This window comes from Nostoc sp. CENA543 (assembly GCF_002896875.1).
Taxonomy (GTDB): domain Bacteria; phylum Cyanobacteriota; class Cyanobacteriia; order Cyanobacteriales; family Nostocaceae; genus Trichormus.
In genome coordinates, this window is sequence record NZ_CP023278.1 from 2,704,339 (window position 1) to 2,727,863 (window position 23,525).

Below are 23,525 nucleotides of genomic sequence, written 5' to 3' on the forward strand. Positions count from 1 at the left end.
GGTAATAAGAAAAAAACCTACCAAGACACTTATAGCTACTTCAGTAATTATGGCTATCAAATAATTACCTTAGAAAAAGATTACCAAAATAGTCAAACCAAAGTGGCTTGTATATGTCCAAGGGGGCATGAGTACCATGTAGCCCCATCGCGCTTCTATCGGGGAGACAGGTGCAATACCTGCGCGATTATGGACAGAATGGGTTCAAACAGCCCTAAATGGAAGGAAGATAAATCCTGGCTCCAGAGACTTGAGGATAGGAGTCTCCCTGAGTACGGTAACTGGAGAAAAGAAGTTTACACAAGGGATAAATTTACGTGTCAGTGTTGTGGTGATAGCAGAGGCGGTAACTTAGTGGCTCACCATATTATCAACTACAGTAACAATACTTTCCTCGCCTTTGAAGTAACTAACGGTGTCACTTTATGTGAGTCGTGTCATATAGGTTTTCATAAAACTTACGGTTACACCAATAACAGTAAAACTCAACTTCTAGAATACTATGACCACAAAAGGAATATCATTTCCGCTCGAAGTGGATGCTACCAGACGCACCCTAATCACCTCTGAGGATGCAGATTTATATAGGGGGCATATACTTTCATGGTTATTAACAGATAAAGGCGAAAGAATAATGCGACCCAACTACGGTATGAAGGACTATCTCTTCAGTGCCGTGCCCGACCTTGGTGTAATCCTCACAGAAATCCGTGAAGGTCTTGAAGAAAACATCCCAGACTGCCAGTTCCAGCTACAAGGTTCCATTAATGAACTAGGTGAAGTCGTGGTTAGCGTGTACTGGGCATGGAAGGGTGAAGACCAAAACACACTTGTAGTAACCCTTACGCCTTAAACTTATGTCAGATATTACAGAAACTCTTAACTCGATAATTTTAGATGAGCGTGATGAAGAGCAAATCGTAGAGGCTGCACAGGTTCGTGTGTTCAATGCCTCCGGCGGCGCATTAGACGACTTCACTGAGAATAGCCCCGTTGCTGCCTTGATACAGGGTCAAGCGTTCGCTGCGAGTGAGCTACTCTATCACGTAAACCGCTTGCCTATTGCTATTATTATTGACTTCTTGAAGGTGGCTGGCGTAACCCGTCGTCTTGGCACGAAAGCCGCAGCTACATTAACTTTTACACTTACTACACCACTGTCTAACAGTTTTGTTATACCTGCGGGGTTTGAAGTTATAGACAGTACGGGGAGTTTATCTTTCCTCACTGACACTGCACTAACTATTCCACCTGGACTAACCACAGGTAGCGTTACAGCAACCGCAGAGGCTACAGGTTCAGCCTACAACGTCTCTAGTTTCACATTGATTGGTATTCCTAACCCACTGACATTTCTGGGCAGTGTAACCAATCTAGAAGCTGCTAATGGCGGCTCCGACGCTGAAACTGACGACGAGGTAATTACCCGTGGTCTAACACAACTCCGCGTGCGAGCGCCTATCTCTAGTTCTGACTTTGAGTTCCTCGTAGAGACTGAGCTAGGGGCTGGTTCACGCTGCCGTGCTATTGGGTTATTAGCAGCCAACAGGGTAACTCAACAACGCGGGGCTATACACCTGTTTGTACTAAATGCTAACCAGGAGCCTGCTAACAGTGCCCAGATTGTACAGATACAACGCCTGCTAGCTGACCAAATCCCCCTCGGCTCCAGCCTGTTTGTTAGCCCAATGGAGATTCTAAATGTCTCGGCTGACCTGATATGCCGGTTAGCACCTGGACGTGAACCAGAAGCCACAGCAGATGAACTCTGGGAAGCGTATACAGCTTACCTAAACCCCTCTCAATATGAATTAGACAAAGATGTACTTCTAAATGAGGTAGAGTTCGTTCTGCGGGGAACTGGGGCTATCCGAGATATCCAGAGTTTATTACTTAATGACCAGCCACTTAATATTCCACTACCTAACGCCTATACCCTGCCTAGTGCATTTAGCCTGAACATGACCCTGGTGAACGATGAAGGTGTAGCTTTTGAGATTCTGCGCGGTGCTGGGGAGCCTGAGTAATGGACACAAAAGAAGCGTGGGACACTGGTAGACCAATATTTAGTCGCCTGCCAGATGTCTATCAGGATAATCAAGTAGCTGACTGGCTCACAGTGTTCTTTGACGAGCTACTGGTTGGTACAAAAACACTAGTAGATAGCATCCCCAGACAGCTAAATCCTACAACCTGTGATGCCGTATGGCTCGACCAGATAGCACCGCTTTTTGGGTTTAGCAGCTTGTACTGGGACAGGGGTTGGCCAGAGGCTAGCAAGCGTCTACTGCTGGCTAATGCCTACACCATCATCTGGGCTAAACGAGGCACGCGTGAGTCTATATCTTTTGTCCTAGATGCACTTAACATTCAGCACGAGATTTGGGAAGGTAGCTCATTTATCTTGGGGAGTTCACAAGTCAGTATAGACCGACTGGGCGATGGCGCATGGGAGTACAAGATACTTCTGCCCCGCCGATATCCCTTTAATGGTCAAGAGTTCCAGTTAGCGAGAAAGATAAATTACCTATTTGGTAATGTCTGGTGTGAGAGCGAAGTTACCTACCGTGACACCATAACCGGTTCTGACTTCCCTGGAGCTGCGAACCAGACAAACACTGAGCTAGACTTCAGCGACCCAACAAACAGTGCTTATTTACTATTAGGTTTATAACTTATGCCCAATAATATTATCCTTAAAGACGGCTTGGGGGTCTCTCAGACTGTCCGCACGACAGAGGTTGGAGGTATTCACACACCTCACCAAAACACCACCCTGCAGGTCGGCGGTGCTGACGTTACTAGCACTAACGCTCTGCCAGTGAACCAGGTAGACGGAAGCTACACTGCCCCTGTTACTCTTTCAACCACAGGTACTTTCTTTAGCGTAGATTGCTTAGGGTTTCTAAGTGCCGTGGTTTCCTGCACTCAAGCCGGTTCTGGTAACGTTGTCACAATCGAAGCTAGTAATGATAACTCTATCTGGCTACCTGTGGCTGGCTATGATATCTCCAACACAGGTACAACACCATCAGCTACTACAATTACCAGCACAGGTATTAGGGTCTTTACAAGCTTGGCACGGTACTTCAGAGCTAGGTTAACCGGCTTAGGCACAGGTAGCGTGACGTTAGACTGCCTTCTGCGCCGTGATATGCCAGGTAGGCTGGGAGTAAATGCCAACATCAACAGCATCACACCAAACACCGATGTGGGCGGTTTAACAACCTTCAACCCATACGTCTCGGCAGCTACAAACAACTTGACGGCTGTATCTACAACCCCTACCACCCTGTCTGCAATTATTGCCTCAAACACTTCCGCAAGCTGGCGTTACCTGAAGATATTTAACGCTGCTACCGTGACGATGGGTACAACTACACCCAACCTGAACATCGGCTTGCCGCCTGGACAAACTATCACTATACCTTTACCTGTTTATGCTCGACTTGGTACTGCGCTGCGCTTTGCCATCACAGCAGGGGCTGGGTTAACAGACAACTCCGCGATCGCAGCTAACGAAGTCGTCCTGAACTTCCTGAGGTAAAGCATATGACTATATCTATACCTGAACGCACCCGTGCAAAGGTTAGACAACGCGAAGACCTAGCTTATTTCTACAACCCTTACCTAGTTATGGAGAGGGTGATCTGGGAGTTCAAGTATTCTAATCCTCCCTTTCCTACTGGAGAAGTTGTTGCCTACGACTACGCTGGGTTCATGCAATATCTAAACGAGACTGCGTCTGGGGATAATCCCAGGTACTTGGGTGGTAACTGGAATCTCTGGCTGCACCTAACTGACGAAGAACTAGAACTGTACGCGGAGTATTTAGAGTAATGACTACGATTACTGGAACCTTCTCCAACGGTGCGGCGGTAGTCCCAGGTAAACTGGTTGTTACCTTAGTCTCTGGGACTGTTAAGGACACCGCACCTAAGACTGTATACCTACCAAAACCTATAGAAGTTCTCTGCCCTTCTGGGGCTGTGCCAGGCGGTACAAACTTAGAGGAGACCGAAACTAAGAACGTCTCGTACCTCTTCGAGTATTTTCCTAGAATCTCCACGAGCCCTGATGTCTTCAGCGAAGACCAACTATCGCCTTTTCCCTTCTATGCGGTAGTTCCTAATATAGCCAGCGTAGACCTAGCAGACCTAGCACCAACAGGTTATGTGTCAGATACCCTGGCAACAGGTGCATTACGCATTGCTCGCGTGATTGCAGGCGACCCCAGTTTGGCTAGTAGTATCGGAGGTGTAAACCCACGAGGTGCATACAACAACGCCACCGCCTACAAGCGGGGAGATATTGTAAGTTACCTCAACCGTGCCTTCATAGCCACCCAGACCGTCCCATTTACAGGTTTTGTGCCCACAAACACAAGCTATTGGATGGAGTTACCATTAGAGCCGTCTGGGTCTTTAGTGTTGGGTTCTAGTGCTGCCTACGGTGCCGGTTGGAGCGCTAGCGGGCTTGCACCCAGTCAAGATGCGGTCTACAACATTCTTGAAACCATACAGACTAGCGTAGCTGCCAAAGCTAACTCGACTGCGCCTAACATCAGCGATGCAAACTTAACTGGAACACCGGTAGCTCCCACCGCAACTAACGGTACTGCTACCGTTCAGATAGCTAATACGGCTTTTGTGCAGCAGTTGAGTAGACCGGCGTGGAATGTTTTTGCTAACGCTGACCAAACCCAGAACACAGACAATTACACTGTTATTTTTAATGGTGAAAACTTAGATACTAACAACGCCTACTCAGGCGGTACTTTTGTATGTCCGTCTGGTTTTAGCGGATTCTATTTAGTTGGAGGCGGTATTTACCTTCAAAACCTCGATACTAATCAAAGAGTGATAGCTGTTGAACTTCGTATCAACGGTTCTTTTTATCGAAGGGTAGGAGAGGTAATATTACTAGCTAATACAGGTATTCATGTGAATTTATCTACTCAACTCATCCCTCTAAATGCAGGGCACTCAGCTTCTTTAGTTCTAAGAACTTTTGGAACTACTTTCACTTATAGAGCCGTAGCAGCAACAACAAATTGGTGGGGTTTTAGATTACCTATATAACGCTGCTTAGTATATTCTAGGATGGTGATATGTCACGTCGAATTTTCCAAAATGGGGACATCCTCACGGCGCAGGATGTTAACCAGATAGCTTATCCAAATCTCTCTGGTCTAGACGCTATAGGTTCAGGTGATAACCTACCAGACGAGGATTTATCAGACGCTCCAGACCAGATAAAGAATAGATTTTACAACTTCTACGACCGCCTAAAGGTTAGTCACAACACTGGACTAACCTTTGGTTATTTAGGTGGGTCTGTACTATTGTCCAGTGGTGTTGTAGTTACCTTATCGTCGGGAACTATAAACATTCCAGACAACAGCAACCGCTTTATTTATGTCAACTCTAGTGGGGCTGTTGAGCAGGGCACTTTACTCCCTAACGAGTGCTTTCCTATGGCTCGCGTGGCTACTGCAGGCGGCACTGTTTCTGGGTCTATTACAGACCTAAGAGACAAGCTTGTAGACCGTGTACAGCCCGCTAGTATCCCAGTTACAGCTACATTTCAGTCTGGTATGGGTATGGAGTATTGGGGCTCTACTTTACCTGTAGGCTGGTTGTGGCAAGATGGCTCGACATACCCCATTGCAACTTACCCTGCATTGGCGGCTGCACTTGGCCCAGCTTTTGACGCTGGCGGTGGTAACTTTAGAGTTCCTGATAGACGAGGCAGGGTTGGTGTGGGTGCTGGTGCTGGTGCGGGGTTAACTACAAGAACAGTTGGTGAAACTTTCGGGGCAGAGAATCATACCTTAACTGTTACTGAGACCCCATCTCACGTCCACGGGATAACAGAAACCCCTCATACCCACCCTATTGTTGACAACGGGCATAACCACGGCGTGAATGATTTAGGACATAAACATCCTATATATGCAAATACCACAGATGGCGGCTCCAACCAACGTGAACAGACAGACGGGTTCTTATCCAAGAATGGTGTAGCTATTACTGGTGAAGATACAGGTGGAAAGGGGTATATCAACCAGAACCTATCAGGAGCTGACTTAGTAGCCTCGTCAGGTACAGGCATTTCCATCCAGACAAATAAAGCTAATCTCGCAATTACTGCTGTTAGCACAGGGATTACTACTAACCCCCAAGGCGGTGGGGCAGCCCACAACAACTGCCAGCCAAGTATCTCCTGCAATTTTATAATCAAGACTTAACATGGCTACTTATAGAAAAATAACTGCCAACTTCATGGGAGTTGGGCAGGTTCCAATGGCGCGGCAGCCCGTAAAAGTTCAACACCTCCAGCGTAGCAACGTTGGGGGTGTTATTTTTCCCAAGGATGCTGATGTTTACTACACCGACGCACAAGGCAGTGTAGAGTTCACCTTATGGTGTAACGAGGAAGGCGAGAACGCCAGTCAGTATCGCATCACCCTGCCAGATGGCACATTCTTTGACACTGTCGTTCCTGTGGGTACATCGGATTTAGAGTTGAGCGTTTTGGAGGATGGTGGCGTGGACTCAGCAGATCTACAGTATCAAAGTTTAATAACCTACATATTAAATGAGGTTGGTTCAGGCGGCGGGACAGTGCCATTAGCTACAGCCACAGCTGCAGGGCGGGTGAAAACCAACACAACGGATGCTGACCCGATAGTTTACCTCAAGAGTGAAGTAGATACTGCCCTTGCTGGGAAGGCTGACACAAGCGCGTTAAGTGGATATGTAACTACAGGTGGGTTAACTACCACGCTATCGGGTTATGTAACCACATCTGGCTTGTCGTCTACCCTGTCAGGTTATGTAACTAGTGCAAGTCTTAGCAGCACGCTGGGCTCCTACTTACTAGCTTCTACTAGAGGTGCAGTCAATGGTGTAGCTAGCTTAGATGCCAGCACACTTGTACCAGACACGCAGATACCTAGCAATATAGTTAGGACTAGCGACAGTAGGCTAACTGACTCAAGAACACCTACAGGCTCGGCTGGTGGTGACTTAACTGGAACTTACCCCAACCCGACGCTAGGTACTACTGGAGTAACTGCCGGCAGCTACACCAACGCCAACATAACAGTCGATGCAAAAGGTAGAGTAACGGCTGCAAGTAATGGGAGTGGTGGGGGCGGAGGGTTTAGCCCTGTTATAACCTCGCCATACGTCGGTCAGAGGATAGTCTACAACGGGACTAACTGGGTCAACGAGGATGAAAGAACTTCACAGTTCTTAGCCGGGGTTGGGCGTTATTACTCAAGCAAATTTACTGCTGTTAACGCACAAACAATGGCGGCAAACGTAGGGCGTGGAATGTTTATGCAGATCCGTCGCCGAGTAACTATAGACCAAGTTGGTATTAACGTCACTTCAGCAGGGGTTAATGCCGTTGTTGGTTTGTACAACTTTGAAACAGGAAGCTTAGTACAAGACTTTGGAGTTATAGCTGTTAATGCTGTTGGTGGTGCTACATCAACAGCTTTAACTACACCTATCACGGTAAACCCTGGTGCTTACATATTTCTTGTAAATCCGTCGGCTAGCTTCAACTGCTCCTGTTCTAATAACGTCATAAACGATGCTGACGTATTTGGGCATAGCTCGGTTGGGTCTGTAGCTCACCAAGCCATCTTTATCAGTGCGCTAACTTATACAGGAAGTTTACCCACGACTTTGCCATCTTACGTGTTTAGTACACAACAACCTCTTATTTGGTTTAGAGCTGCTTAAGGAGAAAATTATGGCTAATGAATATTTTGGACGGATGTGGGTAGAAGTTGAAACACCAAGACCAGACGGTAGCGGGTCTGACCTTTCTACACGCCTAGCCTGGATAAGACTTCATAGATATGTTGCGTTCTACAACATGAACGATGAACATCCTTATGTAGAGGTTATGCCCCCAGAGTTTGAGCCTGACCGCATCACACAACTAGTTGAGGGTGTGGATTTTCACTCAGGCGGTGAACGCATGGTAAACGGTGAAATTGTTCAACCCATTGAAATAGTCTAGTCAGCACCCCTCTACCTCTGGAGGGGTTTTACATAACAAAAGGTTTTAATAATGGATAATACAACAGCAATAGTAACAATTACTCCTAAAGCGCAGGAGCATATAATAGACCAGATTCTAGTGCAGTCAGGCGGCGTGGGGTTGGGTGTAGTCCTAACCCTAGTCGGTGCGGTAGCGATCGCACATTGGCTGGGGTTAAAACCTGCCATAGCTGGCTGGATTGAAAGGCAGAAGGCACAGACCGAAGCAATGGAAACATTCTCTACGGCATTTAGAAAGTTTGTGGATGACTACCACGAGAGCACAAGGGAGATTAAAGACTCGCTTAGCGACATCAAAGATGGAATTAAAGACGCACTTACTCCAAAACGTAGATAAATTGGTACCCGTTTTGCCGTAAGCTTAAGCCATATTTAGGGCAGTTTATTGTTGAGAAACTACTCATTACTCATTACTCATTACTCATTACTCATTACTCATTACTCAGCACTGAGAAATTTCTGCTAAAGTGGCAACTTGTAGGGAGTATCTAGCGTCAAGCAGTCAGCGATTAGTTTCGCACTCATTCAAGCGTGGCGGTAAAATGTCACCATTGTTGAGTACCCTAGTTTAAGTTGCGATCGCCTGCGATGGGGCGCGTCACGAAATCTATGATTGAAGTTGAACATCTGAGTAAAACTTACGGTTCTACCCCAGCGATTACTGATGTGACTTTTAGCGTCGAACCTGGGGAAATTGTAGGATTTCTGGGGCCAAATGGCGCAGGAAAAACCACAACTATGCGGATTTTGGCGGGTTATTTACCGGCGAGTAGCGGTACAGCCAAGATAGCAGGCTTTGATGTCCATGAAAATTCCCTGGCGGTGCGTCAACGCATCGGCTATTTACCAGAAACACCGCCGTTATATCCAGAGATGACGGTGGAGGGATTTTTGCATTTTGTCGCCCATATTAAAGGTATACCCGCAGGCGATCGCGCCGCTAGAGTGAATGTAGCCATCAAACGCTGTAACTTACAAGAAAAGCGGCGGGTAATTATTCGCAAATTATCTAAAGGATACCGCCAACGGGTGGGGATTGCTCAGGCGATTGTGCATGATCCTCCAGCCATCATTTTAGATGAACCTACCGTGGGACTTGACCCCAGGCAAATTATTGAAGTCCGCAACTTAATTAAAAGCCTCGCCGGAACACACACAGTCATCCTCTCTACCCACATTCTCCCAGAAGTCAGCATGACCTGTAACCGCGTCACCATCATTAATCGCGGTAAGGTAGTGGCAACCAATACACCAGAAAATTTGATGACACAGTTGACTGTTGGTGCAGGTTATGAGTTGGAAATTGAGGGAGAAGCCGCTTTAGCCAAACAAGTATTGCAAAATATCGCCGATGTCAGTTTAGTAGAATCTGTACCTGTAAATTATCCCAGAGACAACCGTGCTTACTTGCGGGTGTTGTCACAGCCAGGAAGGGAACCAGGAAAAGATATAGCCACAACCTTAATTCGGTCTGGATTTAATTTGCATGAAATGCGGCGTGTTAGTGCCACCCTCGAAGATGTATTCTTGCAACTAACCACAGAAGAGAAAAACGTAGTCACAACTGACGAATCAGCAGCTAACGAAGGAGAAGCAGCGTAAATGGGTATAGTCCTGAGTAACATTATTGCCATTTATCGCCGGGAGTTACAAAGTTATTTTGTCTCGCCTTTAGCATATGCGATCGCAGGCGTATTTTGGTTCATCGCTGGCTTATTTTTGGTGATGATTTTACTAGGGCCGGATGGCATCTTACCAGCCGTCGCCCTAATTGATGCACAAGGACAACAATTTGGCGTACCAGTCCCACCGATTGATGTACCCTATGAATTTATCCGAGCCTTTTTAGACCGTATGGGTTGGCTGTTGTTATTTATTTTGCCAATTCTGTCAATGGGACTCTACGCCGAAGAACGCAAACGCGGAACCCTAGAACTCCTAGCCACCTCCCCTGTGACTAACTGGGCTGTGGCTGTCGGCAAATTATTAGGAGTAGTGACATTTTTCACCACCTTAATTTTGCCGTTAATGGTATTTGAAGCGATCGCCATTAGCAGTTCCAACCCACCCCTTGCACCCACAATTCCCCTATTGGGACATTTGGGTTTAATCTTACTCGCCTCAGCAATTTTATCTTTAGGGATGTTTATTTCCTCCCTAACAGATAGCACCCTGCTTTCGGCTGTCTTCACCTTTGCTGTAGTAATATTGCTGTTATTTATTGACTTAATCGCCAGAAACATCGGCGGCCCCATCGGTGAAATCGTCGGTCATTTTTCCCTACTCAAACATTACAACACCCTCATTCAAGGCATCTTTGATAGCAGTGCTTTAGTTTTATTTAGTAGTTACATATTCTTAGGCATCTTCCTCACCGCCCAATCAATTGACGCGTTAAGATTTCAGAGGCAATAGGGGATTGGGAATGGGGCATTGGGCATTGGGCATTGGGCATTGGAGTAATGACTAATGACGACTAATGACTAATGACTAATGACTAATGACTAATGACTATTGACTAATGACTAATGACTAATAACTAATAACTAATGACTACCATTAAACAAAAACAACTTTGGAAATATTTATTTTTACTAGGGCCGTTTTTTACGGCGGCTGGTTTAACTACTGGGTTAGTAGCTGACAGTTGGGGCGTTGTTCCCCTAGTGCTGCTAATTTTAGGGATTACTATCTGTGTATTGTGGTTGGTTTGGCAAAGCCAGCGCAGTCAGTGGTGGAAACAACGTTCTACCCAAGCTGGTGCTAATGCTTTAGTTGCAACTATCGCTGTGTTGGTAATTGTTGGTTTAATTAATTTTCTTTCCACGCGTTACCAATTACGCGCAGACTTAACAGATACGCAATTATTTAGCCTGTCACCACAATCACAGGAATTAGTGCGTCAACTCAATCAACCTCTGAAAATTTGGGTGTTTGATGTCACTCAAAATCCTCAAGATAGGGAACTGTTAGAAAATTACCGTCGCCAAAGTGGTAAATTTCAGTTTGAGTATGTTGACCCTCAAAGTAGACCAGGATTAGCAGAAAAATTTGGTGTGAAAGATTATGGCGAAGTTTATCTAGAATCTGGCGAGAAGCGGCAACTAGTGCAATCAGTTAACGTTAATGAACGTCTTTCAGAGATTAAGTTAACAAATAAACTACAACAACTATACAGCGATCGCACTACCAAAGTTTACTTCCTCCAAGGTCACGGCGAACATCCCATTACGGGTGGTGAAGGAGGTATCACGCAAGCAGTCCAAGGTTTAAGCGATAGAAATTACACCGCTACAGCCTTAAATCTCACCACCAACGCCAAAGTTCCTGATGATGCTAATGTTGTGGTGGTGGCTGGCCCGAAAAAGGAACTATTTCCAGCTGAAGTCAAAGCTTTACAAGATTATCTCAATCGTGGTGGTAACGTCCTACTCATGATTGACCCCAACACTAACCCTAACCTTAACAGCTTGCTACAAGAATGGGGTGTAAGTTTAGATAATCGTTTAGCCGTCGATGTCTCCGGTGCTGGTGTAGGACTTGGCCCTGCTGCACCCATCATTACAAGTTATGGTCAACATCCCATTACTAAAGATTTTGGTAACGGAATTTCTTTCTATCGCCTAGCTAGACCTTTGCAAATTACCCCCGTCGCTGGTGTACAGTCTACCCCTCTGTTGCAAACTAAACCCTATCCTGATAGTTGGGCAGAAAGCGACCTCCAAAGTGAGAAATTAGAGTTTAACCCCGATAAAGACATCAAAGGGCCTTTAACTTTAGGCGTAGCTTTAACCAAAAAAATCTCCACCACACCCCCAGTTACACCAACACCACAAAGTACAGCAACTCCCACCACATCACCTACACCTTTACCCACAACTACCACAGCTAGTCCAACACCAACACCAACCACACCACCCACACCACAAAGTACAGCAACTCCCACCACATCACCTACACCTTTACCCACAACTACAACTCAACCTAGTCCAACTCCCACTGCTACTTCCCCAGATGCACAACAGCCAGAAGCACCAGCCAAAGAGTCAAGGTTAGTAGTAATAGGAAACTCCGATTTTGCCACAGACAACATCTTCAAACAGCAACTCAATGGAGATGTCTTCCTCAACTCAGTCACCTGGCTAAGTCAGCAAGACCAACAACCACTTTCCATTCGACCCAAAGAACCCAAAAACCGCCGCATCAATATATCAATAGCCCAAGCCAACTTCCTCACTTTATCTGCGTTGATAGTTTTACCCCTAATTGGCTTTATTTCCGCCGCCGCAGTTTGGTGGAAACGTCGGTGATGAAGGGACTGGGGACTGGGAGACAAGGTAGACAAGGTAGACAAGGTAGAAGAATGAGTAATAAGTAATAAGTAATGAGTGCTGACTAATGACTAATGACTAATGACTATTGACTATTGACTATGAAACTACCAAAAACGACATTAATTTTAGTAGTGCTGGCGTTGGGTTTGGGTGGGTTTGTCTACTTCTATGAAATTCAAGGTGCAACTCAACGTCAGGAAGCTAAGGAAAATCAGCAGAAAATTTTCTCGTTCGCTGAAGATGATGTGCAGGCTTTGACGGTTAAAACTGCAAAGCTAACCCTGAATTTAGAACGCAACACCCAACCTAACCCTAAATGGTTGCTGAAGTCTCCGGTGTCAGAGCCAGCAAATGATGCTATTGTGTCTTATTTAATGGATTTGTTAGTTAAAGGTAAGAGCGATCGCACTGTTCCTACCCCCCCTAATCAACTTGGGGAATTTGGCTTAGACAAACCCCAAGCTACTATTGATATCAAACTGAAGAATCAAAAAAATCACCAAATTATTTTGGGTAAATCTAACTTTAATCGTAGTTTTATCTACGCTCAAGTTGACCCCACTACACCCAATAATGGTAATATCAATGTGCTGCTAGTCTCTACCGACTTTGAAAACGCAGTTAATCGCGAATTATCTGAGTGGAAACAACCTCAAACTCCGGTACAACCACAGCCTACACCAAATACACCTCAACCTACTCCCACTCAAAGTCAGTAATTAGATCAAAAAGTACCAGTAACAGCAACATCAATTTCTCTTTTAAAATTCTTCATCTGTTGTTCTAGCATCTGTTTGACCGATCAATAAATCAATTTCTTTCTTGTATTTCATGTGTAAATTTAATAACTCAATGTAAGCGATGGGAACTATAATCGGCCAAAATATAGTGGCAATGAAGAGAATCACACGCGATATAGAACGCTGACTATCGCTCATTTCTTTATCTTCAAGAAAGAAAAATAACCATTTCCTCAACAAGAAATAAGCTATTGCTAGGTAAAATATGATCGCGATATAAACAATAGGAGAAAAGTGGAATAGAGAAGTTGCATAATGCACTGCAAGTTGCATACTGATGTGGTCTTAATTCATCGATGTTTATAATGTGATCATACTTACTGGTAATCATCACTTAAGCAGCATAAGATATTACTTTTTCATGTCAATACATCTTAAGATAGATATCTTAAATAAGAGTAACTCTTCTACATAAATCATGAGCAATTCAACGGCGACTTTATTGATTTATTGTCCAGACCAACAGGGACTCGTCGCTAAAATAGCGAATTTTATTTACGCCAACGGTGGTAATATTATTCATGCTGATCAACATACAGATTTTGCCGCCGGTTTATTTCTCTCCCGCATTGAATGGCAACTAGATGGGTTTAATCTACCACGAGATTTAATTGGCCCTGCATTTAACGCTATAGCTCAACCTTTAGGTGCTAAATGGGAACTGCATTTTTCTGATACGATTCCCCGCATAGCCATTTGGGTTAGTCGTCAAGACCATTGTCTTTATGATTTAATTTGGCGACAACGCGCCCAAGAAATTGCGGCGGAAATTCCCCTCATTATTAGCAACCATCCGCATTTAAAAACAGTTGCAGACCAATTTGGGATAGAATTTCATCATATTCCCATTAATAAAGAAAATAAAGCAGAACAAGAAATTCAACAACTAGAACTACTACAAAAATACAAAATTGATTTAGTAGTTTTAGCTAAATATATGCAAATTGTTAGTCCAGATTTTATTAATAAATTTCCGCAAATTATTAATATTCACCACTCATTTTTACCCGCATTTGTAGGAGCAAACCCCTATCATCGCGCCTTTGAAAGAGGCGTTAAAGTTATTGGTGCAACTGCTCACTATGCCACTGCGGAATTAGATGCAGGGCCGATTATTGAACAAGATGTAGTGAGAGTCAGCCACCGTGATGAAGTAGAAGATTTAATCAGAAAAGGCAAAGATTTAGAAAGAGTCGTATTAGCCAGAGCAGTACGTCTCCACCTCCAAAATCGTGTGTTAGTGTACGGTAATCGTACAGTAGTCTTTGAATGATTTTGATAGATAGCAAAAGGCAAATAAAAAACACCTAATTATACATTCGGCCTCTTGCAAAAGTCATGATTCTATAGCAATACAGTTTGGTTCAGACAATAGTTTGTAGTGTACCCCTACGGGGAAGCAAGCTACGCGCAGCGTCTCGTAGAGAGGGCTTTAGTCCTCATCTAAGGAATGAAGTCCCTACTACTTCTCTCAATATACAAGGTTGGGTTTTGTTCCTTAACCCAACCTCCTCTAACACTTTGTTGGGTTTCGCTATCGCTCAGTCCAACCTACTTGATTACCTGGATAAACGTCTGCCTATAGTGGTTAAAGGCACCTTAATACTTTCTTGTGGATAATCTTCTTCAGCAAAGTAATAACTATAGCGTTCATTTTGAGGAATCACGCCATTCACCACCATTCCTAAAACATTTTGACCAGATTTTTCGATAAATTCCTTAGCAAAATTAGCGTTAACTGAATCTACCACTCCAGGACGAACTACTAATAAAACACCATCAGCCATTTGCCCTAAAGTAGCAGCATCAGCAGCAAGATTCAAAGCCGGAGTATCAATAATTACGAAGTTGTATTTAGCCGCAAATTTATCAATTAAAGTCGCCATCCGTTTTGAATCTAGAAGCGCAGCAGGATTAGGCGGTACTACTCCAGCAGTCAGGACATCCAAATGTTCCATAACTGCTTTAATTGCTGTTGTTGTACCTACTTGATCAACAATCACATTGCTCAGACCCTGACTATTATTGATATCCCAGATTTTGTGCTGCATGGGGTGATGTAAATCTGCATCTATGAGTAATACTTGATGTTCTTTTTGTGCTATGGCTGTCGCTAAGTTAGCCGCTACTGTAGACTTCCCTTCTTGAGATACAGAACTAGTAACAACAATTACTTTTAACTGTTTATCAGCACTGATAAATCTTAGATTTTCTCTCAGCATCCGGTAAGCTTCACTGATAGGAGAGCGAGGAAAATCTCTAATAATAATTCTTTGGTCAGAATACTCTAATCTTTCACTATCTTCAGCATATTTTCGTAGTCTATTAACAGCAGGAATTACAGCTAATAAAGTCAAACCGAATAACGCTCTTACCTCATCAATAGTCTTAAGATATTTATCTTTTAATTCCAAAATATATACAGTTGCTAAAGACGCTAGACAAGCTAATAAACCAGCCAGTAAATATGAAATTACTGGCGAATTGATCGGTTCTTCATTTACCTCGGCTAGAGCGATAATGCTGGCGTTACCTATATTCTGGTTTTCTGCAATGCGGCTTTCTTGTAGCTTTTCTAACAGCAATGAATAGGTAACTTGAGCAGCTTGTACTTTGCGCTCTAACTGACGCTGTTGTTGTTCTAAGTTGGGTAAACTATTTAGCCGTTTTTTATAATTCACTTGTAAATTAGATAAGGTAGCAACTTGATTGACTGCACCTAGACGAATGGACTCTAATTCTACTAATTTGGCGGATAATATTTGCTGTAACTGTGACAATTGTATGTTCTGATTCGCTGGAAAATTATTTGTATTTGTAGCTTGGTATATGCGTTGTTGTAATAGTTGTTTTAATGAAGATAATTTCTCTGTTAATTCAATAATTTGTGGATGTGTGTCTTGCAAAACAACACGTCTAGCGGCGAGATTAGCTTCTAGTTGTTGAATTTCTTGAAAAATATTCTGTACTCCTAAAGTCTGGCTAATAGAAGTCATCTGTAAAGCCTGTTGTGAGTTCATACCGAGTTGTTGACGAATTTTTTGAGATTGTGCCTCAGTATCAGCAATTTTAGATTGGGAAGCATTAATTTGTTTTTGCAGGTCTGTAATAACTTCTAGTGCTTTGGTTAATTCTTCTTGTAGGTTAGTAACTTTGTGCTTTTCTTTAAAATTGGCTAATCTGGCTTCTGCTTGTAGAAGCACTAATTCTGCATTTGGCAGTTGTTTCTCGATAAATTTGCGAGATGCGGCGGCTTGACTCCTCAAGGAATATACATGATGTTCTAAATATATTTCTAAGAGAGTATTCACAACTTTTACAGAAGTTTCAGGATTAGTATCATGGTAAGAAATTCGCAGAATATCAGTACCTTTTACTTCTTCAACTTTGAGGTTTTTGAGAAAATCTTGTATTTTTAAAGTATGACCTTGATGATTTTTCAGATTAAGTTGTTTGATTGTTATTTTTACAAATGGTCTGGAACGTATTACCTCAGCTTCAGTATTGAGAGGACTAGTTTGGTTATCTTGTACTAAAGGTTCTAATTTACTTATCTGTGTTCCGACACTAGTTATGGTAGAGGTGCTATTTGTCCTTTGCAACTTGATTTTGGCTTCTGCCAAATAAGCGGGTTTTCTCAAATAAGATATAGCTAGTAAAGCCGCCAATAAAACAGGTATAAAAACCAATGTTGCAGGTAATCCACGACGTTTTAATATGTGCCAATAATTATCGAAAGAGAAATAGTTTTCTTGGGTTTCCATAATTCATGCAAGTTGATAATTAGATTGCCAATAGAGACGCTGAGGCTTAAGGGTGATTATTCAGAGCAATTTAAATTTTTCTTGACAATTTCAATGATGCGAATTTGATCGGATTCGGTCATTTTTGTGTAGATTGGTAAACTAACTATGCGTTCATAGGCATATGAGGCGCAAGGAAATTGTTCTGTGCGGAGGTTATAAGTATCACGCCAGTAAGGTTGCAAGTGCAAAGGAATATAATGGACACTACAACCAATTCCTTTTGCAGCCATTTGTGCAATAAAGGTATTGCGACTGACTTTTACAGAGTCGTCTAAACGAATTACGTAGAGGTGCCAAGAGTGAATGTCTTCGTTAGGAGGTTTTGCGGGGAGATGTAATGGCAAGTTCGCTAGTTCTAAATCATAGCGATTGGCGATCGCTTTTCGCTGTTTTTGTAGTTCCCAGACTTTTTTCAACTGATGGATACCCAGGGAAGCTGCAATATCGGTCATATTATATTTGAACCCTGGGGCAACTATCTCGTAGTACCATGAGGGTTTAGTTGCAGTGTAGCGGTCAAACGCATCCCGATTAATCCCATGCAAGCGCATGATGCGGCATCTTTTGGCGATTTCGGGGTTACGAGTGACTAACATCCCTCCTTCCCCTGTGGCAATAGTTTTGGTGGCATAAAAGCTGTAGACTGTCACATCACTATTTAAGCTACCAATCAGTTGACCTTGATAGGTGGTTGGGATAGCATGGGCGGCATCTTCGATGACTTTCAATTGATACTTTTGAGCAATCTGCAAAATTGCCTCCATATCACAAGCCAATCCCGCAAAATGCACAGGCATAATAGCTTTTGTTCGAGAAGTAATCGCCGCCTCAATTTTGGTAACGTCAATATTCAAAGTCGTCAGATCAATATCAACAAAGACAGGATTAGCCCCCAAGTAACGAATCACCTCTGCGGTAGCAGTGAAAGTATGCACCGTAGTAATGACTTCATCTCCTGGCTCAATTCCTATGGCTTCTAAAGCCAGATGTAATCCAGATGTCGCAGAATTAACAGCGATCGCTTCTACACCATTACCCACAAATTCCGCAAAATCTTGTTCAAAACGTTTGGTTTTTGGCCCGGTTGTCAGCCAGCCAGAACGCAGAGAATCAACTACTTCCGCAATTTCTTGTTCACCAATATCTGGTAGCGCAAATGGTATAAATTTGTTCATTTTCCCTTTGATATTCAACGTTTAATTTCTCGCACCAACATAAATGGCTCGGCAGCAGCAACACCAATGATGCTTCCCCAGTAACCTGCACGAGTATGCAAAGCTTCTAGCGAACGAGGGTGAGGAAACGCCCGTAGTTCAGTCTTGTATGCTGACATCGCTCTTAATTTGTTTTCCAGATGCGATGAAATATCGACAAAAACATTGGGGACAAAGTAGTTTTCAACATAAGGCCCAGCCCATTCAGTAGCTGATGGGGTTTCATAGCAAAGAATACGTTCAACAAAGGATGCACTATAGGGACGAGTAGCTGTTAAAGTTGCTTCATGTACCACCTGATGATCTCTATTAATATCTCCGCGATGGTGAGTATATATAATTTGTGGCTTAATCTCCTGCACAACTTGCTCAATCCATTGTGTAATCTTAATGATAGGCAAAGTATCCAGTATTTGATCGGCAAAACCCGCAAATCGTATATCGGTTTCCACAATTCCCAACTTACTCACAGCTGCAATTGCACAACCTTTAATTAAATTGATAGTTTCATCTTCATACCGTGCTGTTCCGCTATCAGCTATGAATGCTATGACAACTTTGTCACCTTGACTAATATGCCGCGCAATAGTGCCACCGATGCCTAAAATTTCATCGTCGGGGTGTGCAGCAATCACTAAAATCTGTTTTGACATTTTTGATATTTAATCAAAGGTTTTTGTATAAGTCTGATCAGGAAAATTTTTCAATGTGATAAGGAATAAGCTTGACTCAAATTAGGCGCAACTATCTTACCTCCAGCCATGATTTTTTCAGCATCTAAATCAACATTAAAAAGCATATCTAGATAGCTAAGAAAGGGAATGAAATCGCCGTATTGTTGTTCATAAATAGGATATTCATATTCGTGAAATCTCACCTCCACTCCTGCTGCTGCAAATTCTGCAACATCAAGATATTCTTTGCCAAACCCGCCAGATAGGTATGTATCTGCGCCCAGATATTGACAAATATCCAATAGTAGTTGCGGCCCCTTTCCTGTCACTGGAATTTCCGAAGCTAAAACAAAATTACAGGTAATTCCTAAAAGTCTTAATGCAGGTTCCCACGAAGCTCGATTCAGCTCAGTTAGGCTTGCATAAGGTCTTGTGAAAATACTCAATATCTCCTGTTCATAAGTTTTATAATGTGGAGTTTTACTGTAGATAGATTGAAGTATTCTTGCTGTTTTAGTCTGCCAAGGTTGATTCTGACTAATACAAGTATCACGAATCAGTTGTTCTCTACTGACTTTATGTATTGGTATAGTTAACCATTGTGTTCCTTGGCTAGTTTTTAGTTTGGCACGGTTTTCTTCATGTCGTGGGTTAAATTGAACTGTGTCGAAAATAACGAATATATCCGCCACCATCATGCGGTGAAGATAATGGAGTCCCGGAAAAAATCTTGGTTGGCTAATCACACAAATAGACATGACACACCTTTGTAATTTAAGTAGTTGGAGAAGAACCTGATCAAGTCCAATTGGGCTAATCTAAAATCAAAAATTGGTTGATGCACCTTAAATTTTGGATAGTTTTGATCTGGAATCCCCTTAAGAAATTGACTGCCTTTTTGGAGGTAGCCAGGAATGAATTAATATGCAGTAAAAAGTCTGGAAAATGATTTGCAAGTCAAGAAAAATATTTTGCCGTTCTATATAACGCAAGCCTTCGTTCACCTGTATGGGCAGATGTCTTTTAAGATAGTGTTCTTGTATTGATACACCTTCGGGTGGTAAATCGTGATAAGTCAAGTCAGGATACCAACGCACTTCAACTGGTGAAGTTATACCTGGGCGGACTTTGAGTATGCGTCTTTGCTCCGCAGTGTAATAATTCTGCACAATATCATAGTCTTCAGGACGCGGCCCCACAATTGACATATCTCCAATGAGTACATTCCAAAACTGCGGGAATTCGTCAATCTTGAGTTTACGTAGCCATTTACCAACAGGAGTAATGCGATCGTCAACTGCATCTGTAATCTTGCGATCAGAGGTATCTGTATAAACACGCATGGTTCGCAGCTTGAGCATATAAAATGGCTTACCTCCTAATCCAGCCCGTTTGGCTTTGTAAAAAGCCGGGCCAGAAGAAGTTAATTTTACTGCCAAGGCTCCAATGAAGATTAGTGGAGAGGTAACAAATAGTACACAACTTGCAAAAAGAATATCGAATAGACGCTTGATCGTCTTTTGATTGTGCATAAAATTCTCCTAGCCTCGTAGGTTGAGAAACTATTGCATTTGGATAGAGCAAATATGTTGGCGTTGCACCCTTTGCAAAATGATTCCCTGGCTGGATTAGCTAAAAGTTTTTACCTTCTGATAGCTAAACTCGGTTGCTTTAAAACTCGGTGGTAGATATTGGCATAGGCATCTGCTACTTGATCAAGACTAAAGTGCTGGTGAACGTGTAACCTACTTCTTTGTCCCATTAAGGTTCTTTGTGCTTGAGAACTGAGAAGTTGCAGAATTGCTGTAGCCAAAGCCTGGGGATTTTTGGGAGGAATCAGTAAACCATTCCAACCATCTCGTACAACCTCTTTACAACCAGGCATATCAGTTGTAATTAGAGGCCGTTCCATAGTTGCAGCTTCTAATAACACCCTGGGAACTCCTTCACGGTAATAACTCGGCAGCACGAAGATATCGGTTAAACTCAACAAACTGGGAATATCATTACGAGGGCCGAGATAGCGAACAGTCTGCGCTTGCTTTTGAACTTCTTGCATGGATACGGCTTGTCTTCCCTCTGAAGCTAAAGGCCCAACTAAGAGAAACGTGACATTTTTCATACGCTGACAGACGATGTTAGCAGCCTGAAGATATTCCCTTACCCCTTTAGACACAACCAGACGGGAAATCATCGTGACTACAAGCTGTTCTTCTAAACCTAATGCTTTTCGGATTTGTGCCAGTTCCTCTGGTTGGGGACGTTTTTTGATCAGTGCTTCGACATCAATACCCGATCCCAACACCAAATCATCCCGGCCATCTTGTATCATTTTATGGTTTTGAAAATATTGGCGATCGTCATTGTTTTGAAATATGGTGATTCCAGTAGCTACCGCAGCTTGACGCTGGAGGTAACGATATATGGGTCTGAGGGCAAGGGCTAAAATTGATTGAGAAGAAAAAACATAGCCCATTCCAGTTATAGTCCGCACACGCCCAGGGATTCCGGCTTTCATTGCCATCATCGGTGCAATGATACCTGGTTTAGTATCAAACGCATGAATAATATCTGGCTTGTACTGACTAAATAAATTAAAAAGTTGGATACGGGAGTTAATATCAGCCCAAGGGTTAATTCCTCGATCTAAAGTGTATTTAAAATAGGGAATTTGATGTTCTAAAAAAGTATTTCCATCTTCAGAACCAACAGCCCCAACATTAAAACCTTTTGCCCGAAGTTTTAGCAACAAAGGAATACGAAAGCGGATATCTTCTCCCCCAATGTGCCAAACAGTAGTTGCAGAATTTTGATAATTATTTAATATCATTGCAAATTGGTATAAGATATTTTTTTCTTTTCATTAATTTAGGGCATTTTCATATATTTATAGTGGTCAAAATGGCAGATTATAACTAGCATTTACTTGTCGAAAAACTTTTGAGAGAGAATTTTACTCAGATATGTTTGCTAATCTTGATTGTCTAGAAAGTTTTTCTATCTCCTCGCCTAATTGGTAACGGGCTGATTCCAGAATTTTGTGATCGCGTGTCCATGTCTTCCAATTAAGACCTACACTACGACTAACTTTCAATGCCCAATTCTGACGGCCAAGGCGTTTCAATATCTCGATATATTCGTAATCTTCTACCCCTTCTCTGATCCACTTGAGCCTCATGGAAGGGACAATTCCTTTAATTCCTACCTGCTTTCCAGGATAGACTAACATTCCCTCCCCTGGATAGTTCTGCTCATAAGTTTGCACATCTTTCCAGGGTTTTTTTGTCCATAAATCAACTCGCCAATATAACACCCCTGTTAGCCCTAAACTTTGATTAATAAAGCCGTGGGGAATCCGATAATTTATTGGTTGAAAGTCTATTTGCCATTTAGGAGAGTAATCATCTTGTACTAAAGCGTTGTAAAACCAAACTTTGTCTCCTTTTTGCATCACCTGAGATATTCGTTGTGGATTTGCATCGTACATTTGTGGTAATACCACCCAAATATCTACTGCTGAACGTCCAGTTCCCGAACCATCATCATACAGCGCAGGTGTAGGAGCAATTGCCATAGCAGTTGAGATACCTGCATTATGAAAATTTCGCGCCCATTGCTTGACAGGTGCAATTAAATTTGAACACCTATCAATTTCATCGGCATATCTGGCGTATAAAAACAGATCGGATTGATGTTTGGTAGTAGCTTTGTGAATCTCATCCACAGAAGGAGGCGGTGTCATAGAGCAATTATTGAAATCAGCCCCACTCCAAAAAGGAAGACGATGGGAAGTGAGTCCCCAGTTGTCAATCAATTCACGTTCATCTACTGGATTGTGATGTGCTTGAGGCATGATTTTATGTTTGAGGATTTCTATCATTTCCGGTTTATTTTCATGCTCATATAAATCAAATTCTGAATTGAGTGATGGTTTGATAGGTAACTCAAAGTCCCAAACTTTTAAGCGGATTTTACCTGTGCTGATTCCTTGGTTACTGGTAACTGTAAATGTGCCTTGATATTGTCCTGGGTTAGCATCTCGCGGCACAAATATGTCTACCCAAATAGGTTGATTATTGCCAGCTTTGAGGTTGAATGGAACTGCGTCTAATTCAGCCCCTGTAAGCTCTGCTTGAGTTTCAGGATTCACAAAGGGGATCAGTCCATCCGCATACCATCCCCGACCGAGAGAGGGGTTATTACTCCCTATTTCGTTAAGACTAGGATGGCTGACGTAAACATAATGTTCACGGTATAGTGTAATATTCCTCTGAGAAATTACCTGATTATTATTCAATAAATCTGACACAGAAATATTCACATTTGTTAGACCACCATTTGGTGCATGAATACTAATCTGAAATGATTCATATTCCCCACGGGCTGCATAAAGCTGAATCTCAGTCGCACTTTCTGGTTTACCCGTTTTCCCTATTCTTTCCATAGGCGAACTTACCCAGATCAGGGGAACTTTTGATGAGGAATTATTGGCTAATATTCCTAAACTGGAAATGGTATATAAGGCTAAAGTCGTCCCTAAAATCCAGATGAGAATCTTGAACTTGTAAATAAATTTTCTCTTACCCTGAGAAATCGAAAACATTTCCCATCCTCTG

At 42.8% G+C, this 23,525-nt stretch carries 23 protein-coding genes; 15 read left to right on the forward strand and 8 right to left on the reverse strand.

Annotated elements, in window-relative coordinates:
• The first annotated feature begins 502 nt into the window (after positions 1–502).
• From CLI64_RS30780 to CLI64_RS11290, 14 genes are all read left to right on the forward strand, one after another.
• Complete coding sequence (locus CLI64_RS30780) at positions 503–853, forward strand: hypothetical protein (RefSeq protein ID WP_157943252.1); 351 nt, start codon at positions 503–505, stop codon at positions 851–853.
• 4 nt (positions 854–857) lie between these two features.
• On the forward strand, positions 858–2,027 hold the full coding sequence (locus tag CLI64_RS11230) for a baseplate J/gp47 family protein (protein ID WP_103137307.1): 1,170 nt from the start codon (positions 858–860) through the stop codon (positions 2,025–2,027).
• The gene (locus CLI64_RS11235) at positions 2,027–2,674 is read left to right on the forward strand and encodes a phage tail protein (protein WP_103137308.1); all 648 of its coding nucleotides are present in this window, start codon (positions 2,027–2,029) and stop codon (positions 2,672–2,674) included. Before CLI64_RS11230 ends, CLI64_RS11235 begins: the two co-directional genes overlap by 1 nt.
• 3 nt (positions 2,675–2,677) lie before the next feature.
• Positions 2,678–3,547 carry a hypothetical protein gene (locus tag CLI64_RS11240; protein WP_103137309.1) on the forward strand — a complete coding sequence of 290 codons (870 nt, stop codon included), beginning with the start codon at positions 2,678–2,680 and terminating at the stop codon, positions 3,545–3,547.
• A 5-nt stretch (positions 3,548–3,552) separates the two neighbouring features.
• Positions 3,553–3,840: a hypothetical protein gene (locus CLI64_RS11245; protein ID WP_103137310.1), complete on the forward strand. Its 288-nt coding sequence runs from the start codon at positions 3,553–3,555 to the stop codon at positions 3,838–3,840.
• Positions 3,840–5,081, forward strand: coding sequence for a hypothetical protein (locus tag CLI64_RS11250; protein ID WP_103137311.1), 1,242 nt, complete (start codon positions 3,840–3,842; stop codon positions 5,079–5,081). The genes CLI64_RS11245 and CLI64_RS11250 overlap by 1 nt, the downstream gene beginning before the upstream one ends.
• A gap of 29 nt (positions 5,082–5,110) precedes the next feature.
• Complete coding sequence (locus CLI64_RS11255; protein ID WP_103137312.1) at positions 5,111–6,250, forward strand: tail fiber protein; 1,140 nt, start codon at positions 5,111–5,113, stop codon at positions 6,248–6,250.
• Positions 6,251–6,305: 55 nt separating this feature from the next.
• On the forward strand, positions 6,306–7,757 hold the full coding sequence (locus CLI64_RS11260; protein WP_157943254.1) for a hypothetical protein: 1,452 nt from the start codon (positions 6,306–6,308) through the stop codon (positions 7,755–7,757).
• A gap of 10 nt (positions 7,758–7,767) precedes the next feature.
• Positions 7,768–8,040, forward strand: coding sequence for a hypothetical protein (locus CLI64_RS11265; RefSeq protein WP_103137314.1), 273 nt, complete (start codon positions 7,768–7,770; stop codon positions 8,038–8,040).
• Positions 8,041–8,160: 120 nt separating this feature from the next.
• Positions 8,161–8,418, forward strand: a complete 258-nt coding sequence (locus CLI64_RS11270; RefSeq protein WP_157943255.1) for a hypothetical protein — start codon at positions 8,161–8,163, stop codon at positions 8,416–8,418.
• A 272-nt stretch (positions 8,419–8,690) separates the two neighbouring features.
• Positions 8,691–9,683: an ABC transporter ATP-binding protein gene (locus CLI64_RS11275; RefSeq protein ID WP_103137316.1), complete on the forward strand. Its 993-nt coding sequence runs from the start codon at positions 8,691–8,693 to the stop codon at positions 9,681–9,683.
• Complete coding sequence (locus CLI64_RS11280; RefSeq protein ID WP_103137317.1) at positions 9,684–10,496, forward strand: ABC transporter permease; 813 nt, start codon at positions 9,684–9,686, stop codon at positions 10,494–10,496.
• A 134-nt stretch (positions 10,497–10,630) separates the two neighbouring features.
• Positions 10,631–12,391: a Gldg family protein gene (locus CLI64_RS11285; protein WP_103137318.1), complete on the forward strand. Its 1,761-nt coding sequence runs from the start codon at positions 10,631–10,633 to the stop codon at positions 12,389–12,391.
• Positions 12,392–12,513: 122 nt separating this feature from the next.
• Positions 12,514–13,134 carry a DUF4340 domain-containing protein gene (locus CLI64_RS11290; protein ID WP_103137319.1) on the forward strand — a complete coding sequence of 207 codons (621 nt, stop codon included), beginning with the start codon at positions 12,514–12,516 and terminating at the stop codon, positions 13,132–13,134.
• 42 nt (positions 13,135–13,176) lie between these two features.
• On the opposite strand, the gene CLI64_RS31545 is transcribed toward CLI64_RS11290, so the two are convergent.
• Positions 13,177–13,353: a hypothetical protein gene (locus tag CLI64_RS31545; RefSeq protein ID WP_225977564.1), complete on the reverse strand. Its 177-nt coding sequence runs from the start codon at positions 13,351–13,353 to the stop codon at positions 13,177–13,179.
• A gap of 280 nt (positions 13,354–13,633) precedes the next feature.
• Between CLI64_RS31545 and purU the strand changes: the two genes are divergently transcribed.
• The gene (gene purU / locus CLI64_RS11300; RefSeq protein WP_103137321.1) at positions 13,634–14,488 is read left to right on the forward strand and encodes a formyltetrahydrofolate deformylase; all 855 of its coding nucleotides are present in this window, start codon (positions 13,634–13,636) and stop codon (positions 14,486–14,488) included.
• Positions 14,489–14,774: 286 nt separating this feature from the next.
• On the opposite strand, the gene CLI64_RS11305 is transcribed toward purU, so the two are convergent.
• The 7 genes from CLI64_RS11305 to CLI64_RS11335 form a co-directional block, all read right to left on the reverse strand.
• Positions 14,775–16,979, reverse strand: coding sequence for a polysaccharide biosynthesis tyrosine autokinase (locus tag CLI64_RS11305; protein WP_103137322.1), 2,205 nt, complete (start codon positions 16,977–16,979; stop codon positions 14,775–14,777).
• 56 nt (positions 16,980–17,035) lie between these two features.
• Positions 17,036–18,196: a DegT/DnrJ/EryC1/StrS aminotransferase family protein gene (locus tag CLI64_RS11310; protein WP_103137323.1), complete on the reverse strand. Its 1,161-nt coding sequence runs from the start codon at positions 18,194–18,196 to the stop codon at positions 17,036–17,038.
• Positions 18,197–18,210: 14 nt separating this feature from the next.
• A complete protein-coding gene (locus CLI64_RS11315) occupies positions 18,211–18,888 on the reverse strand; it encodes a PIG-L deacetylase family protein (protein WP_103137324.1) in 678 nt (225 codons plus the stop codon).
• A 50-nt stretch (positions 18,889–18,938) separates the two neighbouring features.
• A complete protein-coding gene (locus CLI64_RS11320) occupies positions 18,939–19,667 on the reverse strand; it encodes a WbqC family protein (protein ID WP_103137325.1) in 729 nt (242 codons plus the stop codon).
• Positions 19,668–19,787: 120 nt separating this feature from the next.
• Positions 19,788–20,441: a sugar transferase gene (locus CLI64_RS11325; protein ID WP_103137326.1), complete on the reverse strand. Its 654-nt coding sequence runs from the start codon at positions 20,439–20,441 to the stop codon at positions 19,788–19,790.
• Positions 20,442–20,551: 110 nt separating this feature from the next.
• Positions 20,552–21,739, reverse strand: a complete 1,188-nt coding sequence (locus tag CLI64_RS11330) for a glycosyltransferase family 4 protein (RefSeq protein ID WP_103137327.1) — start codon at positions 21,737–21,739, stop codon at positions 20,552–20,554.
• A gap of 123 nt (positions 21,740–21,862) precedes the next feature.
• Entirely contained in the window at positions 21,863–23,512 is a 1,650-nt protein-coding gene (locus CLI64_RS11335) for a DUF4091 domain-containing protein (RefSeq protein ID WP_103137328.1), read from the reverse strand.
• Positions 23,513–23,525 lie beyond the last annotated feature (13 nt).

Excerpts from the sequence above, each read along its gene's own strand:
- purU (WP_103137321.1), top strand. The coding sequence starts at position 13,634 with ATGAGCAATTCAACGGCGACTTTATTGATTTATTGTCCAGACCAACAG.
- CLI64_RS11275 (WP_103137316.1), top strand. The coding sequence starts at position 8,691 with ATGATTGAAGTTGAACATCTGAGTAAAACTTACGGTTCTACCCCAGCG.
- CLI64_RS11335 (WP_103137328.1), bottom strand. The coding sequence starts at position 23,512 with ATGTTTTCGATTTCTCAGGGTAAGAGAAAATTTATTTACAAGTTCAAG.
- CLI64_RS11290 (WP_103137319.1), top strand. The coding sequence starts at position 12,514 with ATGAAACTACCAAAAACGACATTAATTTTAGTAGTGCTGGCGTTGGGT.
- CLI64_RS11230 (WP_103137307.1), top strand. The coding sequence starts at position 858 with ATGTCAGATATTACAGAAACTCTTAACTCGATAATTTTAGATGAGCGT.
- CLI64_RS11240 (WP_103137309.1), top strand. The coding sequence starts at position 2,678 with ATGCCCAATAATATTATCCTTAAAGACGGCTTGGGGGTCTCTCAGACT.
- CLI64_RS11255 (WP_103137312.1), top strand. The coding sequence starts at position 5,111 with ATGTCACGTCGAATTTTCCAAAATGGGGACATCCTCACGGCGCAGGAT.
- CLI64_RS11235 (WP_103137308.1), top strand. The coding sequence starts at position 2,027 with ATGGACACAAAAGAAGCGTGGGACACTGGTAGACCAATATTTAGTCGC.
- CLI64_RS11285 (WP_103137318.1), top strand. The coding sequence starts at position 10,631 with ATGACTACCATTAAACAAAAACAACTTTGGAAATATTTATTTTTACTA.
- CLI64_RS11280 (WP_103137317.1), top strand. The coding sequence starts at position 9,684 with ATGGGTATAGTCCTGAGTAACATTATTGCCATTTATCGCCGGGAGTTA.
- CLI64_RS11305 (WP_103137322.1), bottom strand. The coding sequence starts at position 16,979 with ATGGAAACCCAAGAAAACTATTTCTCTTTCGATAATTATTGGCACATA.
- CLI64_RS11320 (WP_103137325.1), bottom strand. The coding sequence starts at position 19,667 with ATGTCTATTTGTGTGATTAGCCAACCAAGATTTTTTCCGGGACTCCAT.
- CLI64_RS11315 (WP_103137324.1), bottom strand. The coding sequence starts at position 18,888 with ATGTCAAAACAGATTTTAGTGATTGCTGCACACCCCGACGATGAAATT.
- CLI64_RS11325 (WP_103137326.1), bottom strand. The coding sequence starts at position 20,441 with ATGCACAATCAAAAGACGATCAAGCGTCTATTCGATATTCTTTTTGCA.
- CLI64_RS11330 (WP_103137327.1), bottom strand. The coding sequence starts at position 21,739 with ATGATATTAAATAATTATCAAAATTCTGCAACTACTGTTTGGCACATT.
- CLI64_RS11245 (WP_103137310.1), top strand. The coding sequence starts at position 3,553 with ATGACTATATCTATACCTGAACGCACCCGTGCAAAGGTTAGACAACGC.
- CLI64_RS11260 (WP_157943254.1), top strand. The coding sequence starts at position 6,306 with ATGGCGCGGCAGCCCGTAAAAGTTCAACACCTCCAGCGTAGCAACGTT.
- CLI64_RS11265 (WP_103137314.1), top strand. The coding sequence starts at position 7,768 with ATGGCTAATGAATATTTTGGACGGATGTGGGTAGAAGTTGAAACACCA.
- CLI64_RS11310 (WP_103137323.1), bottom strand. The coding sequence starts at position 18,196 with ATGAACAAATTTATACCATTTGCGCTACCAGATATTGGTGAACAAGAA.
- CLI64_RS31545 (WP_225977564.1), bottom strand. The coding sequence starts at position 13,353 with ATGAGCGATAGTCAGCGTTCTATATCGCGTGTGATTCTCTTCATTGCC.
- CLI64_RS11250 (WP_103137311.1), top strand. The coding sequence starts at position 3,840 with ATGACTACGATTACTGGAACCTTCTCCAACGGTGCGGCGGTAGTCCCA.
- CLI64_RS30780 (WP_157943252.1), top strand. The coding sequence starts at position 503 with ATGACCACAAAAGGAATATCATTTCCGCTCGAAGTGGATGCTACCAGA.